Below are 15078 nucleotides of genomic sequence, written 5' to 3'. Positions count from 1 at the left end.
GTTGATTGAGAGCGCACATGAGCAGAGATGCCAAGCACGCCGAGACCGGCGCGCACGAGGCGGCAACCGGCAGCACCGCCCTTGCCACCAAGACGAAACCCGACGCGGACACGGATGCGCCCGCAGACGCCGACGACGAGCCGGCCACCGACCCGCTTAGCTGGCTGCCCCTGAGCGGTGGCGCCAAAAAGGCCGCAGAGTGGATCTCCGTCGTCCTGGCGATCTGGCTGCTGCTCAACGCCGTCGGCATGATCGGCGCGGGTTTCAAGATGGCCGCCGGCGACCAGGCGAAGGAGCTCTTCTCCTTTGCAGAGAACCCGTTCGTCGGCCTGGCGGTGGGCATCCTCGCCACCGCCATCATGCAGTCCTCCTCTACCACCACTTCCATCACCGTCGGCATGATCGCCGGCGGCCTGCCGCTGGAGGTGGCGGTGCCCATGCTCTTCGGTGCCAACATCGGCACCACCGTCACCTCCACGCTGGTGGCACTCGGCCTGTCCGGCAACAAGCAGCAGTTCCACCGCGCGTTCTCCATGGCCACGGTGCACGACTTCTACAACCTGCTCGCGCTGGCCATCTTCTTCCCGCTGGAGATCTTTACCGGCTTCCTGTCCAAGGTCTCCGGTGTGTTCGCCGGCTCTCTCGCGGGTGAGGGCGACGGCGTGCTCGCCGGGATCTTCGAGGCGATCGGCAACGGCGTCGACGCGATCACCAAGCCGCTGGTCAACCTGGCGAAGCTCATCGTCAGCCCACTCGGCGACGTGTGGGGTGGCATCGTGCTCTCCGTCGGTGGCGTGGCGCTGATCCTGGTGGTCATCGGCTACATCGGCAAGATGCTCTCTGCCCTGCTGGTGGGTCGCGCGCAAGAAATGCTGCACGCAGCCCTCGGCCGCGGACCGATCACCGGCATCTTCTCCGGTGCCCTCATCACCACCGCCGTCCAGTCCTCCTCCACCACCACCTCCCTGACCGTCCCGCTGGCAGCATCCGGCAAGTTCAAGGTCAAGGATCTGTTCCCGTTCGTGGTCGGCGCAAACATCGGTACCACCATCACCGGTCTGATCGCCGCGTTTTCCGCCTCCGGTGTCGAGGCCGAAGCAGCAATGCAGGGTGCACTCGTGCACACCATGTTCAACGTCTTCAGCGCCCTGGTCATCATGAGCCTGCCGTTCCTGCGCGCCATCCCGCCGAAGGGCGCAGACTGGCTGGCCACCATGGCGGACAAGAACAAGTGGTACGTCTTCCTCTGGGTCGGCGGTGTCTTCTTCGCCCTCCCGCTGCTCGCCGTCCTCATCACCAACGTCTTCTTCTAAGGAGCCCCCATGACCACCCCCGAGAACGCACAGTCAAAGTCCGGCCAGCGCGCCCAGGAGCTTATCGACGCCGACGCGCCGAACAACGAACTCCAGCAGCTCATCGACGAGCTCGAAGAAACCACGAGCGTCCTGCGCACCGAGCTCGAGATGCGCCGCAAGACGGACCACGAGCGCCTCACGCCGGAACAGCTGGAGGAGCTTAACCGGATCCCGGAGTACCTGGAGATGACCCGCCCGCGCTGGCGCGACGTGCTCACCTTCTTCCGTGAGTTCCGCAACGAAGCAACCAAGAAGCACCAGTAAGGCAGGCACAGCACGTATGAAGCAGCAATTCATCGCACTGACCGCCGCGCTCTCCCTCGCGGCGACCGGCCTGACCGCCTGCGCGGGCAGCGACGCCGAGAACGGCAATGACACGGTCTCCGGCGGCGCGATCCGCGTCACCGGTTCCGCCACCGTCGAGCCGATCACCTCCTTCATCGCGGACCGCACCGACCACGACGTGCGCATCTCCGCCGACGGCTCCACCGACGGGTTCGACGCCTTCTGCGACGGCAAATCCGACCTCAATGACTCTTCCGTGGCCATCCCGGCGGAGTTCCAGCAGCAGTGCAGCGACAATGGTGTCGAGTTCATCGAGCTGCCCATCGCGCTCGACGCAGTGACCATTGTGAAACACGCCGACAACACCTGGGCCGACGACCTCACCACCGAGCAGCTCCACGACATCTGGGCGGCGGACTCCCCGGTGACCAAGTGGTCCGACATCGACCCGTCCTGGCCGGACGAGGAGATTGGCCTGTACGGCCGCCCGGACGGCTCCGGCACCCTCGAGGTATTCAAGGACAAGGTCCTCGGCGGCGACACCATCCGCGACGACTACGAAGCGACCGACAACATCGACGAGCTGTCCGGCTGGATCGCCGACGACCCCAACGGCATCGGCTTCATGGGCGTTGGCAACTACTTGGCCACCGACGGCGAAACCCGCGACCTGATCGACAACGTCACCATCGACGGCGTCTCCCCCTCCCGCGAAGCCACGCAGGAGGGCGAGTACCCGCTGTCCAGGCCGCTGTTCGTCTACGTCAGCGCCGAGGCCCTCGACGGCAACGACGCGCTCGCGGACTTCATGGGCACCTACCTCGACCGCGTCGAAGGAGTACTGCCGCGCGTGTACTTCTACCAGCTGCCCGAGCAGGAGTACGACGACGCCCGTACGCGCTTTCACGACCGCGTCACCGGCGCCGACGAACGGTGGAGCGCCTAGGTCACCTCCCGCAGTGCTATGGTGGGGCCGTTACTCGTTCTGTGAACTGTAAGGAGCATTTCCCCGATGAGCAGCGCTTTCCAGCCCTCCGAGCCGGAGCACATCCGGCTTTCTGACGCGGACCGCACCGAGGCAATGTCCGCTCTCGGGGAGGCGCTGAGCGAGGGCCGCCTCACCCTCGGGGAGTACGACGAGCGCTGCCAGTACTGCACCCAGGCGCAGACCCGTGCGGACCTCGTGCCGCTGTTCGCCGACATCCCCCAGGCGCCCGTCATGGGCTCCAGCGCCGGTATGCCGGCGGCCCAGCACGACGTGCCCGTCTTCACCGCCCGCGAGCTTGTCGAGGCGCGCCGCTCCGGCCGCCGCACCCGCGCCGGCATCTTCTGGCTGGGCACCATCGGCAGCATCACCCTCGCCGGGGCGGCCTCGCTCCCCGCCGTGCTCGCGGTCATCCCGGTCCTGTTCATCCTGCTCTACGTGATGAAGGTGGGGCCGGACTCCTGGTACTCGCCGTCGCTGCGGGACATGGAGCGCTCCAAGCGCCGCCTCGTGCGCGCCAAGCAGCTGGAGCTGGAGGCGGACCGCGCCTACGACGCGGCGCGCAGGAAGGCGGAGCGCCGCGAGCAGATCGACCAACTCACCGGCGATACCCTCAACTTTGCGCAAGAATCCCTCAACAGGTTCCGCCGCCGCGACTAATATGGCCCTATGGCCAAGAAACATCCCAAAAACCCAGACCAGCCAGCCAATCCCGAGACGGTGGCGTCGACACGCAGCAAGCGTGCACACCGCCACTTCGACCAGGCCGACAAGCTCAAAAACGTCTTCTACGACATCCGCGGGCCCGTTTCCGCGACCGCGGAGGAGATGGAGCGCGACGGCCACACCATCCTCAAGCTGAACACCGGCAACCCCGCCGTGTTCGGCTTCGAGGCGCCGGACGTGATCATGCGCGACATGATCGCCAACCTCCCCACCTCCCAGGGCTACACCACCTCCAAGGGCATCACGTCCGCCCGCCGCGCCGTGGTCACGCGCTATGAGCTTATCGACGGCTTCCCGCCCTGCGACATCGACGACGTGTATTTGGGCAACGGCGTCTCCGAACTCATCAGCATGGTCACGCAGGCCGCGCTCAACGACGGCGACGAGATCCTCATCCCCGCCCCGGACTACCCGCTGTGGACGGCGGCCTCCACCCTCGCCGGCGGCAAGGTCGTGCACTACCTGTGCGACGAGGAGGACGACTGGAACCCATCGCTGGAGGACATCCGCTCTAAGGTCACCGACAAAACGAAGGCCATCGTGGTGATCAACCCCAACAACCCGACGGGCGCCGTCTACTCCCGCGAGACCCTCGAGGGCATCGCTGACATTGCCCGCGAGCACGAGCTGATGATCTTCGCCGACGAGATCTACGACCGCATCCTTTACGACGGCGCCCAGCACACCTGCATGGCCGAGGTCGCCCCCGACGTCATCACCATCACCTTCAACGGACTGTCCAAGGCGTACCGCGTCTGCGGCTACCGCGCCGGGTGGATGGTCATCACCGGACCGCGCCGCCGCGCGAAGGGCTTCATCGAGGGCATCGACCTGCTCTCCGGCACGCGCCTGTGCGCCAATGTGCCTGGTCAGCACGCCATCCAGGTGGCGCTCGGCGGCCGCCAGTCCATCTACTCGCTGACCGCCGAGGGCGGCCGCCTGCACAAGCAGCGCGACGTCGCCGTGCGGAAGCTCCGCGAGATCCCTGGCGTTTCCGTCGTCGAGCCGAAAGGCGCGCTGTACTGCTTCCCCAAGATCGACGCGGAGATGTACGGCATCCACGACGACGAGCGCTTCATGCTCGACCTGCTCAAGTCCGAGAAGATCCTCATGGTCCAGGGCCGCGGCTTCAACTACCCCACCCCAGACCACTTCCGCGTGGTCACGCTGCCGTGGGCATCGCAGCTGGAAAACGCCCTAGAGCGGCTGGGGAACTTCCTCGCCGACTACCACCAGCACTAGGGGTCCCTTTGTTGGTGGTTGGGTGCCGCTGCCGGTCCTTCCGCTTCCGCCGCAATCTGTCAGCCGCGGTCCACCTTCAAACCATCACCTATCCCGACTTACAGCAGCGCAAACCCTTGACCCCCGACGGACACTGTCATAGTATCGACGAGGAACTGTCCCCGAAGGAAGGAATAGGCCGTGCTCAAGTTCCGTGTTTCCGCCTAACACGAAACAGAAAGTTGAATGAGCATGCCTATTTCCCTGAATAACGTCTCCCTCGAGTGGCCTAACGGATCCCCCTGCTTCTCGGACTTGAACGCCACTTTTTCAAGTCACCTGACCGGCCTGATCGGCGATAACGGTTCCGGAAAAACGAGTCTGATCAGGGTCATCCTCGGCGAGCTGCAACCGAGCACTGGTTCGGTCGAGCGCCCGTCGAAAATCGCTTACCTGCCTCAGGATCTTGGACTGCAACCGGACACTACAGTTTCAGACGTCTTTGGGATCACCGAAATCATCGAGGCAATCAACGCCATCGAAGGTGGCCAGTTCAATCCCGAATTGTTCGAGCTCATCGGTGACCGGTGGGATGCTGCCGAAGAGACTCGGGCTGTGTTGTCAGCTCATGGACTCGAGCTTAACCTGGCTAGGCCGCTGTCTACCCTGTCCGGTGGAGAGGCTGTTCGTGTTGCACTAGCTGCGCTCATGGCTGACAACCCCGATTTCATTGTCATGGACGAGCCCACGAACAACCTCGATGCGGAAGCGAAAGCCCAGCTAATCCGCTCTCTTTCCAAATCCACTGTTCCTGCGATTGTGGTGAGCCACGATCGCGACTTGTTGGATTCCGTGGACGGAATTGCAGAACTTCACGACGGGAAGCTTCGTCTTTTCCCCGGTAACTACTCCGTCTACCGTGAAGCTCTGGCCAATGAACAGGAAGCAGCGATGCGGGAGGTGCGGGACAAGAAGACGATTCACAGTAGGCAGGTTCGAGAGCGTGAGGCAATGCAAACTCGCATTGCTCGGGACGCTCGTCGCGGAAAGAAGTTCGCTGCTAACAATCGTAAACCTGGCATGGCGATGGGGCTGGACAAGGATCGGTCTGAGAAGACTGCTGCTCGGCGTGGTTCGGCTCATGCCGAGTCTGTGGAGTCGTCTCTCGCTGAGTATCGTCACGCGCAAGACAAGGTACGCGACGACCAACACGTGTACATTGAGCTTCCCGGTACGGCGCTTCCGAACGGAACCCGCGTTGTGGAGATCCCAGGACTCACTGTTGTGGGCCCCGAGCGTGTCCGGATCACTGGACCGAACGGCAGCGGAAAGACGACCCTGCTCAACTCTGTTGCAGACGGAGACGCGGGGTACGCGATTAGGAATGTGGGGTACCTCCGGCAGCGCATTGTTCTTGATCCCAACCGGTCAGTTTTGGAGTTGGTCTCGGAGGCCAACGCGTCTGCTGATCCGCAGTATATTCGGGACCAACTCGCGCAATTGTTGTTTCAGAATGAGACTGTGCACGCGCCTATCGGAACGCTTTCGGGTGGTGAGCGTTTCCGCGTTGAATTTGCCCGTGTTCTTCTTTCGTCGCCTGCTCCGCAGCTATTGCTTCTCGACGAGCCCACCAACAACATCGATATCTCAACCGTGAACTGGCTTGTCTCCGCTCTTGAGAGTTATGCAGGTGCGCTTCTTCTCGTCAGCCACGACGAAGACTTCTGTGAGCGTATGAACCTTGACAGGGAAGTTTCCATCGATGATTTGACCTGATGTTATGGGCCTCTTCCCGAAAATAGTTCCCGGTTTCAAGGCGAACCCGGGAACTATTTTGCAACTCCCGCCTACCTCGGGCGTTGCGGCCCTACACCGGCCGGAAGGTGTCCGCCGAAGCCGCCTGCCAGTCCTCGGCCCAGCCCTGCGGGGCGTCGTCGAGCAGCTGGCCGGGCGCGAGCCACTCGTAGAGCTCCGCATACGAGCGGGCCTCGGTCGGCGAGACGTTGCGACGCAGCATCGCCGGGTTCAGCTCGGCCGGGTCGCTGACACCCATCGATGCCATGAGCCGCACCGCCTGCTGCACCGTCGCCTTCTGGAAGTTGTAGACGGCCCGCGACTTCTCCTCCACCACGACCGCACGAGTGCGGCGCGGATCCTGCGTCGCCACACCCGAGGGGCACTTGCCGGTATGGCAGCGCTGCGCCTGGATGCAGCCAAGCGCCATCATCATGGCGCGAGCGGCGTTGGTAAAGTCGGCACCCTGAATCATGCGCATCACAATATCCGCACCGCCGGCGACCTTGCCGGATGCGCCGAGTTTGACCTGGTCGCGCAGGCCTGTGCCGACAAGCGCGTTGTGCACCGTCATCAGCCCGTCGGTAAGCGGCATGCCCACGTGGTCCTCAAAGTCGATGGGTGCCGCACCCGTACCGCCCTCGGAGCCGTCGACCACGATAAAGTCCGGGGTAGTGCCCACCTCCCGCATCGCTTTGCAGATCGCGAGCACTTCTCGACGGCTGCCCACGCACAGCTTGAAGCCTGCGGGTTTGCCGCCGGACAGCTCGCGCATCTGCGCAATAAATTCGATCAGCTCCGTCGGCGTGGAAAAGACGCGGTGCCTGGCCGGGCTTATGCAATCCTGGCCACGCGGAACCCCACGGATCTGCGAGACTTCTTCGGTGATCTTGTCCGCCGGCAGCACCCCGCCAATGCCTGGCTTCGCACCCTGACTCAGCTTGAGCTCCACCATCTTGACCTGGTCATCCGCAGCCTTTTCTCGGAATTGTGCGGGATCGAAGTCGCCGTCCGGAGTGCGTGCGCAGAAGTAGCCGGTGCCCAGCTCCCAGATCAGGTCACCGTTATTTTCCATGTGGTACGGGCTCAGCCCGCCCTCGCCAGTATCGTGGGCGAACCCGCCGAGTTCCGCGCCCTTGTTCAGCGATCGGATCGCGTTACGCGACAGCGAGCCGAAGCTCATCGCGGATACGTTGAGCAGCGACATCGAATAGGGCTTCGCGCAGTCCTTGCCCCCAATGAGCGTGCGCGGTGGCTCATCTGGCTGCGCGACGGGTGCGACCGAGTGCACGAGGTACTCGTGGCCCGGCTCGCGCGCGTCTTGCACCGTGCCGAAAGCGGTCTCACTTTGGATACCCTTTGCGCGCTCGTAGATAGCGTTGCGCTGGTCCCGGTTGAAGGGTCGGCCGTCCCAGTCCCGCTCAATGAAGTATTGGCGCAGCTCTGGGCCAATATCCGTGAGCAGGTAGCGCATGTGCCCCAGCACTGGATAGTTCCGCAGTACCGGGTACTTTTGTTGCTTCAGATCGTGGACGGCGACCCCGCCGAGGGCCGCCGCAGCGGCACCGAGGGCGCTCTGAACAAGGTGTGGAGACTTCTTATTAGGCATACCTCCATCATGCCCCCGTTTCGTGGCGAGTTCTACAAGCTGCGTCCCAACGCCCGGATCGTCCAGCCCGCCTGCTGCCACGCGGGGACGGGGAGGACGTTGCGGCCGTCGATAAGCACTCGCTGCTCCACGAGCTTGGCCGAGGCGACCGGATCCATCTCCTTGAACTGCTTCCACTCGGTGGCGAGGATGACCAGCTCAGCGCCGGTCAGCGCGTCATCGAGGGTGTCGGCGTAGTCGAGGGTGGGGAAGACGCGGCGGGCGTTGTCCATCGCCTCCGGGTCGAAGACGCGCACCGCGGCGCCCGCGAGCGAGAGCTGGCCGGCGACGGCGAGCGCGGGCGAATCGCGCACGTCGTCAGAGTTCGGCTTGAACGCCGCGCCGAGGACGGTGATGCGGCGGCCGATCAGGCTGCCGAGCTCCTCGCGCGCCATGTCCACCACGCGCTCGCGGCGACGCATGTTCACCGCGTCCACCTCGCGCAGGAACGTGAGCGCCTGGTCGGCGCCCAGCTCGCCGGCGCGCGCCATGAACGCGCGGATGTCCTTGGGCAGGCAGCCGCCGCCGAAGCCAAGGCCGGCGCCCAGGAACTTGCGGCCGATGCGGTCGTCGTAGCCGATGGCGTCGGCGAGCTTGGTGACGTCGGCGCCGACGATCTCGCAGACCTCGCTCACCGCGTTGATAAAGGAGATCTTGGTGGCCAGGAACGCGTTGGCACTCACCTTCACCAGCTCAGCGGTCTGCAGGTCGGTGACGATGAACGGCGTGTCCTTGGACAGCGGGGTGGCGTAGACCTCGCGCGCGATAGCCTCCGCCTGGGAGTGCTCCGGGCGAACGCCCAGCACGATGCGGTCCGGCTCGATCGTGTCCTTCACCGCGTAGCCCTCGCGGAGGAACTCCGGGTTCCACGCGATCTCCACCGACGTGCCCGGCGCGGCCAGCGCATCGGCGCGGGCCTGCAGCTCCGCGGCCGTGCCCACCGGCACCGTCGACTTCCCCAGGATGACGTGCTCGCCTTCCAGGTGCGGCACCAACGAATCGATCACGGCCTCGACGTAACGGGTATCCGCCGCGTAGGAACCACGCTGCTGCGGGGTGCCCACGCCGATGAAGTGTACGTTGCCAAACGCCGCTGCCTCCTCGTACGAGGTGGTGAAGTCCAGGCGATCGGCCGCCATGTTGCGCTCAAGGACCTCGGGCAAGCCCGGCTCGTAGAACGGGACCTTTCCTGCCTTGAGTCGATCGATTTTTGCTTCGTCTACGTCTACGCCAAGCACCTCATGGCCAAGCTCAGCCATGCATGCCGCGTGGGTTGCACCGAGGTAGCCGGTGCCAATTACTGTCATCCGCATAACTGCCTATTATGCCCGTTCCTGTGAGACGGGGCAGGGTGAGGGGGACGCGGGACGCGGCTGCTATTCTTTCAAATTTGCGAAGAAGCAGCGCACGACGCGATCCTATTTTGCAAAAACCCCTGTTTTTGAAAAATAGACCACGCAGATCTTTGCTACGCTTGCAGAATTGCAAAAAACGAACCGCAAAGGACGGCCGAAGTGAGCGATTACAAATCACTGAAGACGCTGTTTCACATGTCTTCAGACGGCCGCCGTGCTGCTCAAGCGGAGTACACATCCAGGTTTAAATCCCCTGCAACCCTCCATTGGAACTTCCAGGTTGGTGAGCACGAACTGTTCGTGGTGCTTACCGGTGAGATCCAGTCGCTCCTCGAACAAGTTTGGCGCACTGAGCTCCAAATAGCTCACAAGTGGGTGACGCTTCCCGGCGTAGCACGTAGTCACTACCTTACCGGCCTTCTCATTGGAGAAATTAAAGCTACGAACCAAATCGAAGGTGTTTACTCGACGCGCAAGGAAATCGTCGATGCCCTTACCAGCCCTAAGAGCGGCCCCCACAAGCGTTTCCGGGAAATGGTTGCCTTCTACAAATCACTGTTGGACCCCAACGAACGCCCGGCTTTTCCAGATTCGTCGGAGGCACTGCGCGCAGAGTACGACAAACTGCTCTCGAAGGAGATCAGCAGCGACGACCTACCCGATGGCGAGCTCTTCCGAGCCGACTCCGTAGAAATCCACGACGGCGTAAGAGAGGTGCACAGGGCCCCGCGCAGCGAACACGACATTGAAACGCGGATGCAAACCTTCCTCGACTCTCAGTTCCGTGAAACGCATGTCCTCGTGAATGCGCTCATCGGTCATTTCATATTCGAGTACACTCACCCGTTCTACGACGGAAACGGACGCATGGGGCGATTTTTGCTTGCGTTCAAGGCGCTCGAGATTCTCTCCCCACCCACTTCAATGTCCCTGTCTCATCAGTTCTCGCTGCAACGGAAGAAGTACTACGCGGCCTTCATAGATGCAGAAAATAGTATGAACTTTGGAGAAGCGACATTCTTTCTCAAGGCAATGCTCGAAATGCTGGTCGATGCCCAAGAAGACTTAGAATCATCTCTTGACCAAAAACACGCCCAACTGAGGAGTTTGCAAGACACTCTATCGGCGTTAAAGCGTGATCAGTATGAACGCGGTCTCCTATTCCTAGCGGCGCAAGCACTGCTTTTTGGACCAGACCTCCCCATTCCACTGAAGGAGGCAGCAGCCGCCATGGAAAGGTCTTGGAACACCCTCCGCCCCGTTGCAGACAAACTCGAATCTGAGGGACTGCTGCACTCAGTATCAAAGCGCCCACTCACCCTTGAGCTGACGGAACTAGGCAGAAGGCACCTGGATCTGATGTAACTCCTGCACGGTGGGCGTCGAAAAGCGAAAAGCCCTACTGGAAGTTCAGGTACGCGCGCGACGGAGTGGGGCCACGCTGCCCCTGGTACTTCGAACCGAGCGCGCCCGTGCCGTACGGGACTTCGGCGGGCGACGACATGTTGAAGATCGCGAGCTGGCCCACCTTCATGCCCGGCCAGAGCGTGATGGGCAGGTTGGCAACGTTGGACAGCTCGAGGGTGATGTGGCCGGAAAAGCCCGGGTCGATGAAGCCCGCGGTGGAGTGCGTGAGCAGGCCGAGGCGTCCGAGCGAGCTCTTGCCTTCCAGGCGGCCGGCCAGGTCCGCAGGCAGCGTGAAACACTCGAGCGTGGACGCGAGGACGAACTCGCCGGGGTGGAGGACGAACGCCTCGCCCTCGGGGACCTCCACGGCCGTGGTGAGGTCGGGCATCTCCAGCTTCGGGTCGATGTGCGTGTACTTCGAGTTGTTGAAGACGCGGAAGAACTTGTCCATGCGCACGTCGATCGAGCTCGGCTGCACCAGGGCAGCATCGTAGGGGTCGATGCCGAGCTTGCCGGAGTCGATAGCGTCGCGGATGTCATGGTCTGAAAGAAGCACGCCACAAGCATACGGCAGGCTCGTTTTCCGTTTCAGCGGGGGACGGTGCTAAAGTGTTGCCATTGTCGCGCTGATTCGGCGCGGCAGAATGCCGGCGTAGTTTAGTGGTAGAACATCAGCTTCCCAAGCTGAGAGTGCGAGTTCGATTCTCGTCGCCGGCTCCAATTTGATGAGGCCCGCTTCCCCGCTTCGTACCGGGAGGCGGGCTTTTTTGTGTGCGGTTTTTGTGTGCGGTGTGTCTGGCTCGGGGCGGGGTTGGGGGTTTGGCCTGTTTGACGAGGGCAGGGTGACGAAGTCGCGGAATTTTTGTCGCACCCTCGTCATCCTGTCCTCGTCATGTAGGGACTCAGAAGGAGGCACCTAACCGCCGGAGCTCCGTCCGCCTACGCCCAGCACGCCCCGATCGGCTGGGCGGCGAGCACGGCGACCTCGCCCGATGCGGCCTCCAACACCCGCCACTTCGGGTGGTAGCGCCACCCGGTGGCCAGCACGTTGGGGTTGTGGAACCAGCCCTGGACCACGCCGTCGTCGGTAGCAAACGTCACGCGCGTGCCCTCGACCTGCAGGATCTCCACCCGTGTCCACCCGCCGGCCTCGCCGTCGCGTGAGTTCGCGGCGCGGGTGACCGGGATCCAGTGCGGGCGGTGGCCATCCGCCACGAGCCTGCAGTGGGTGTGATCCACCGCTGCGTAATCGCGGGCGGGCGGCAGCGGGACCTCCTCGCCGGGGACGCCTCCCTCCGCAGCGGCCGCGCGCAGACGGTTGCGCTCCGGCGAGTACTCAAAGTTCGTACCCACCCGCTGAACCACGTCGAAGGCCGCGAGCTGGGTGCCAAACACGCGGACGTGCAGCTCACCACCAGCGGAAAAGGTCAGTACGGTCTGGTTGATGTTGTCCAAAGTGGCGGGAAGCCACGACGTCAAAGCCATGAGGGCTCTCCTTGGAAGGTCGCACTTTCGGCGCGCGGTGTTGCAAACGCCGACAGATCTTCTCCCGGGGGCACCGTGCGCGATCTGCGCGGTTGCCAGCCGACGGGCCGGGAGGCCTTGCTCAAATCACACTGCAACAGCAGTCACTAGAAAGAGCGCGTCGGACTTCTTGATCCGTCGACCAGAATATCGGAGCGAAAACTCCCGGTCAAGGAAGCGCGCAACCACATATGCTGGATACGCATGAAGCTCGCCACCATGATCGTCGCCGGCTCGGCCGCACTCGGCGCGGCCAACGCCGCGCGCAACCGACCACCGCTGCCCTTCAACGACCCGGACTTCTCGCCCTCGTACACCACCCCGGTCATGTACATCCACGGCGTAACCAGCCGCGCCCGGGCGTTTCGCCCCAACGCGGAGCGCCTGCGCGACGAGGGCTTCTGGGTGTGGGGCGCCGACTACGGCGACATGCTCGCCCCCGGCTTCTACGGCATGGGCAATCTGGACAGCATCATCGAGGACGTGCACGCAAACGTGGACCACGTGCTGAAGCAGACTGACGCGGAGCGGGTGGACATCGTGGCGCACTCACAGGGTGGGCTCATGACCAAGCTGTTCATCGCCAACGGGGGCGCGCCGAAGGTGCGGCGCGTGGTCGCCATGGGCGCGAACTTCCACGGCACCGACGTGCGCGGCCGCGCTCCCCGCTTCACCCCGTTCATTACGCGGCACCCGCGGGCGGCGTCGGCGTTGGCGTCGCCAGGCGTGATCCAGCAGCTCGCGGACTCGCCGTGGGTGCGTACGCGTCTCAACGTGCCCGATACGGTGCCGGGCATCGTGTACACGTCGCTGTACTCGCCCGCGGACGTGCTGGTCACGCCCAATGCGACGTCCATGCTGGCCGCCGTCGACGGGGCGGACGTGGTGAACATCAACGTCGCCGACGCTTATGACGGCTACGCCCCGCGGCACGCGCTGATGGAACGCGACCCGGTCTTCACCGAGCTCACGCTGTGGGGCCTCACCCGCGAGCGCGGGGAGCACACCCCGCCGCCCATCCCGTGGGCATAAACGGGACCTAGCCGCACTTCACAATCGGCTCGGGGTCGTAGACCGTGGTCTGGGTCTCCTGGTCGATGAGGTTGCCGGAGAGGTCGTAAATGCTCCGGGTGTCCGAGGTGGTGAACCCGGGCGAGCCGCTGGAGGGGCTGCACGTCGCGCCCGAAAGGTTCATCGTGTTCGGCTGGGTCTGCGCCCAGCGCCCGCCGTTGGCGGACTCGACGCGCACCGTCTTCACTCCCATGAGGCTCACGGTGAGCTCGCCGCCGCTCACACCGGTCTGGATGCGCACGGGGTGGTTCGAGTCGTTGCGGAACTGCAGGTCGATCGCGCCCTCGTAGACGGTGGCCTCGCGGCCCGCCGGGTAGCGGGAGATGTAGTAGGAGTGCGGCGTGTGCGCGATGTCAGTCATGCCCGCGAAGTACGCGGCGTTGTAGAGCGTTGTCGCGAACTGGGAGATGCCTCCGCCCACGGCCATGTCGGAGTGGCCGTTGAGGATGATGCCGGACTCCACGTAGCCCTGGGCCGTGCCGCGCGGCCCGGTGTAGCCGTTGAGCGAGAAGGTCTCGCCCGGGTTCACAATCGCACCGTTGACGGTCTGCGCCACCAGCGCAATATTGGTGCCGGACGGCCCCGAGAAGCCGCCGGTGGTGAAGGACCCGACCTCCTCGTTGAACGTGGCGTTCTGCGCGTCTTCGGTGGTGAAGTCGGCCTCGACCGGGCGGTACGCGGCGTCCCAAGTGCGCTCGCCGTGGCCAAGGAGGCGGTCCTCGAATCCGTCGAAGGTCGCGTCCCAGTCCACCTCGGTGCCGTCCTGCGAGGGCTCGATCCCGCCGCCCTCGAGCACGCGCGCGTTGCGCATCTCGGTCTGCGTCCCGTCGAGCGCCTCACCAAGGATCGCGCACGCCACGTCGCGGTGCACGTCGGGCTGGATGCGCCCCTCCACGTTGTTGAACTGCACGACCTCGCCCATCCGCTCCTGCGGGATGGTCGCCGTCACGCCGTCGCGGCCGTTGACGGTCAGCGGCCCGCCCAGCGCGGCCTTGATCGGGCCGTCCATCGCCTGCGTGATCGCCGCATCATTGATCGCGGGCTCCACGGGTTGCGGCTCCACGTCCACGCCCTCCGGGTCGAGCCAGCCGTCCGTCACCGCAGCCTCCAGGTCGGCCGGGTTCACCTCTTGCCCCAGCTTCGGGTCGGTCACATTCGCCTTGCCGCCGTCGACGTGGATCGCGCCGTCTACCGGCGCCACGTACAGCTCGTCCTTCACCCGTGCCAGTTCTGGGTCGAGCTTGTGCTTATCGACGCTCCCCTGCACGTCCACCTCGTGCTGCGTAAACAGGCCCGTCAGCCGCGGGATCGGGTTCGCGGACTGGATCCCCGCCGCGTCGACAGTCGCCTGCCAGTCGATCCCCAGCCCCGCCGCCGCCGGCACGAGCTGGGCGCGCTTGTCTGCCGCCGAGACCTGGATTGGTTGCTCGGCGACGTCGCCAAGCTCTCCCTGCAGGTGCTCGCGCGCCTCGTCCGGCGACATGCCGCCGATGGCCACGCCGCCGACCGTGGTGCCGCGGGGGACGTTGCCGCGGTTGAGCGCCAGGTCCGCCAGGTATACGGCCAGGACGACGGCGAGCAGGCCAAGGACGGCGCCGAGCGCGATCTTGCCCGCCTTACCGGACGACCCGGCGCGGCGGTGCGACGAAGTTTGCCTGTGGGAAGTAGTCACCTGTCACAGGGTAGTAGATGGGGTAGTAGATGTAG

At 64.2% G+C, this 15078-nt stretch carries 13 protein-coding genes, 1 tRNA gene and 1 riboswitch; of the genes, 9 read left to right on the top strand and 5 right to left on the bottom strand.

Annotated elements, in window-relative coordinates; translation table 11 throughout:
• Positions 1–17 precede the first annotated feature (17 nt).
• From CKJ82_RS06470 to CKJ82_RS06445, 6 genes are all read left to right on the top strand, one after another.
• Entirely contained in the window at positions 18–1313 is a 1296-nt protein-coding gene (locus tag CKJ82_RS06470; protein ID WP_095537486.1) for a Na/Pi symporter, read from the top strand.
• A 9-nt stretch (positions 1314–1322) separates the two neighbouring features.
• On the top strand, positions 1323–1619 hold the full coding sequence (locus tag CKJ82_RS06465; RefSeq protein WP_095537485.1) for a hypothetical protein: 297 nt from the start codon (positions 1323–1325) through the stop codon (positions 1617–1619).
• Positions 1620–1635: 16 nt separating this feature from the next.
• On the top strand, positions 1636–2586 hold the full coding sequence (locus tag CKJ82_RS06460; RefSeq protein ID WP_095537484.1) for a substrate-binding domain-containing protein: 951 nt from the start codon (positions 1636–1638) through the stop codon (positions 2584–2586).
• A 66-nt stretch (positions 2587–2652) separates the two neighbouring features.
• Positions 2653–3285, top strand: a complete 633-nt coding sequence (locus CKJ82_RS06455; protein WP_095537483.1) for a DUF1707 SHOCT-like domain-containing protein — start codon at positions 2653–2655, stop codon at positions 3283–3285.
• A 9-nt stretch (positions 3286–3294) separates the two neighbouring features.
• Positions 3295–4593, top strand: a complete 1299-nt coding sequence (locus CKJ82_RS06450) for a pyridoxal phosphate-dependent aminotransferase (protein ID WP_095536039.1) — start codon at positions 3295–3297, stop codon at positions 4591–4593.
• Positions 4594–4824: 231 nt separating this feature from the next.
• Positions 4825–6348, top strand: coding sequence for an ABC-F family ATP-binding cassette domain-containing protein (locus tag CKJ82_RS06445; protein ID WP_095275695.1), 1524 nt, complete (start codon positions 4825–4827; stop codon positions 6346–6348).
• 91 nt (positions 6349–6439) lie between these two features.
• Here CKJ82_RS06445 and CKJ82_RS06440 read toward each other — a convergent pair whose 3' ends face one another.
• Together CKJ82_RS06440 and CKJ82_RS06435 are read right to left on the bottom strand one after the other, a co-directional pair.
• The gene (locus tag CKJ82_RS06440) at positions 6440–7975 is read right to left on the bottom strand and encodes an FMN-binding glutamate synthase family protein (RefSeq protein WP_095537482.1); all 1536 of its coding nucleotides are present in this window, start codon (positions 7973–7975) and stop codon (positions 6440–6442) included.
• Between the two features lie 32 nt (positions 7976–8007).
• Entirely contained in the window at positions 8008–9327 is a 1320-nt protein-coding gene (locus tag CKJ82_RS06435) for a UDP-glucose dehydrogenase family protein (RefSeq protein ID WP_095537481.1), read from the bottom strand.
• 201 nt (positions 9328–9528) lie between these two features.
• On the opposite strand from CKJ82_RS06435, the gene CKJ82_RS06430 reads away from it, so the two are divergent.
• The gene (locus CKJ82_RS06430) at positions 9529–10734 is read left to right on the top strand and encodes a Fic family protein (protein WP_095537480.1); all 1206 of its coding nucleotides are present in this window, start codon (positions 9529–9531) and stop codon (positions 10732–10734) included.
• A 34-nt stretch (positions 10735–10768) separates the two neighbouring features.
• Here CKJ82_RS06430 and dcd read toward each other — a convergent pair whose 3' ends face one another.
• Complete coding sequence (dcd, locus tag CKJ82_RS06425; protein WP_095537479.1) at positions 10769–11332, bottom strand: dCTP deaminase; 564 nt, start codon at positions 11330–11332, stop codon at positions 10769–10771.
• 90 nt (positions 11333–11422) lie between these two features.
• Between dcd and CKJ82_RS06420 the strand changes: the two genes are divergently transcribed.
• Positions 11423–11496, top strand: a tRNA-Gly gene (locus tag CKJ82_RS06420).
• Between the two features lie 219 nt (positions 11497–11715).
• Here CKJ82_RS06420 and CKJ82_RS06415 read toward each other — a convergent pair.
• Positions 11716–12261 (bottom strand): hypothetical protein, encoded by a 546-nt coding sequence (locus tag CKJ82_RS06415; protein ID WP_095537478.1) that lies wholly within the window; start codon positions 12259–12261, stop codon positions 11716–11718.
• 16 nt (positions 12262–12277) lie between these two features.
• Positions 12278–12389: riboswitch (SAM riboswitch) on the bottom strand.
• 115 nt (positions 12390–12504) lie between these two features.
• On the opposite strand from CKJ82_RS06415, the gene CKJ82_RS06410 reads away from it, so the two are divergent.
• Entirely contained in the window at positions 12505–13332 is an 828-nt protein-coding gene (locus CKJ82_RS06410) for an esterase/lipase family protein (protein ID WP_240510714.1), read from the top strand.
• 7 nt (positions 13333–13339) lie between these two features.
• Here the strand turns inward: CKJ82_RS06410 and CKJ82_RS06405 are convergent, their stop codons facing one another.
• Positions 13340–15043: a VanW family protein gene (locus tag CKJ82_RS06405; RefSeq protein ID WP_240510713.1), complete on the bottom strand. Its 1704-nt coding sequence runs from the start codon at positions 15041–15043 to the stop codon at positions 13340–13342.
• Positions 15044–15078 lie beyond the last annotated feature (35 nt).

Origin of the sequence: Corynebacterium gottingense (assembly GCF_002285125.1) — a bacterium.
Lineage (GTDB): Bacteria > Actinomycetota > Actinomycetes > Mycobacteriales > Mycobacteriaceae > Corynebacterium > Corynebacterium gottingense.
The sequence above is the reverse complement of the archived record's forward strand: the minus strand, read 5'-3'. Positions and strand labels throughout refer to the sequence as shown.

Bases quoted from the DNA above. Each gene is read 5' to 3' on its own strand.
- CKJ82_RS06470 (WP_095537486.1), top strand. From the start codon at position 18: ATGAGCAGAGATGCCAAGCACGCCGAGACCGGCGCGCACGAGGCGGCA.
- CKJ82_RS06465 (WP_095537485.1), top strand. From the start codon at position 1,323: ATGACCACCCCCGAGAACGCACAGTCAAAGTCCGGCCAGCGCGCCCAG.
- CKJ82_RS06460 (WP_095537484.1), top strand. From the start codon at position 1,636: ATGAAGCAGCAATTCATCGCACTGACCGCCGCGCTCTCCCTCGCGGCG.
- CKJ82_RS06455 (WP_095537483.1), top strand. From the start codon at position 2,653: ATGAGCAGCGCTTTCCAGCCCTCCGAGCCGGAGCACATCCGGCTTTCT.
- CKJ82_RS06450 (WP_095536039.1), top strand. From the start codon at position 3,295: ATGGCCAAGAAACATCCCAAAAACCCAGACCAGCCAGCCAATCCCGAG.
- CKJ82_RS06445 (WP_095275695.1), top strand. From the start codon at position 4,825: ATGCCTATTTCCCTGAATAACGTCTCCCTCGAGTGGCCTAACGGATCC.
- CKJ82_RS06440 (WP_095537482.1), bottom strand. From the start codon at position 7,975: ATGCCTAATAAGAAGTCTCCACACCTTGTTCAGAGCGCCCTCGGTGCC.
- CKJ82_RS06435 (WP_095537481.1), bottom strand. From the start codon at position 9,327: ATGCGGATGACAGTAATTGGCACCGGCTACCTCGGTGCAACCCACGCG.
- CKJ82_RS06415 (WP_095537478.1), bottom strand. From the start codon at position 12,261: ATGGCTTTGACGTCGTGGCTTCCCGCCACTTTGGACAACATCAACCAG.
- CKJ82_RS06410 (WP_240510714.1), top strand. From the start codon at position 12,505: ATGAAGCTCGCCACCATGATCGTCGCCGGCTCGGCCGCACTCGGCGCG.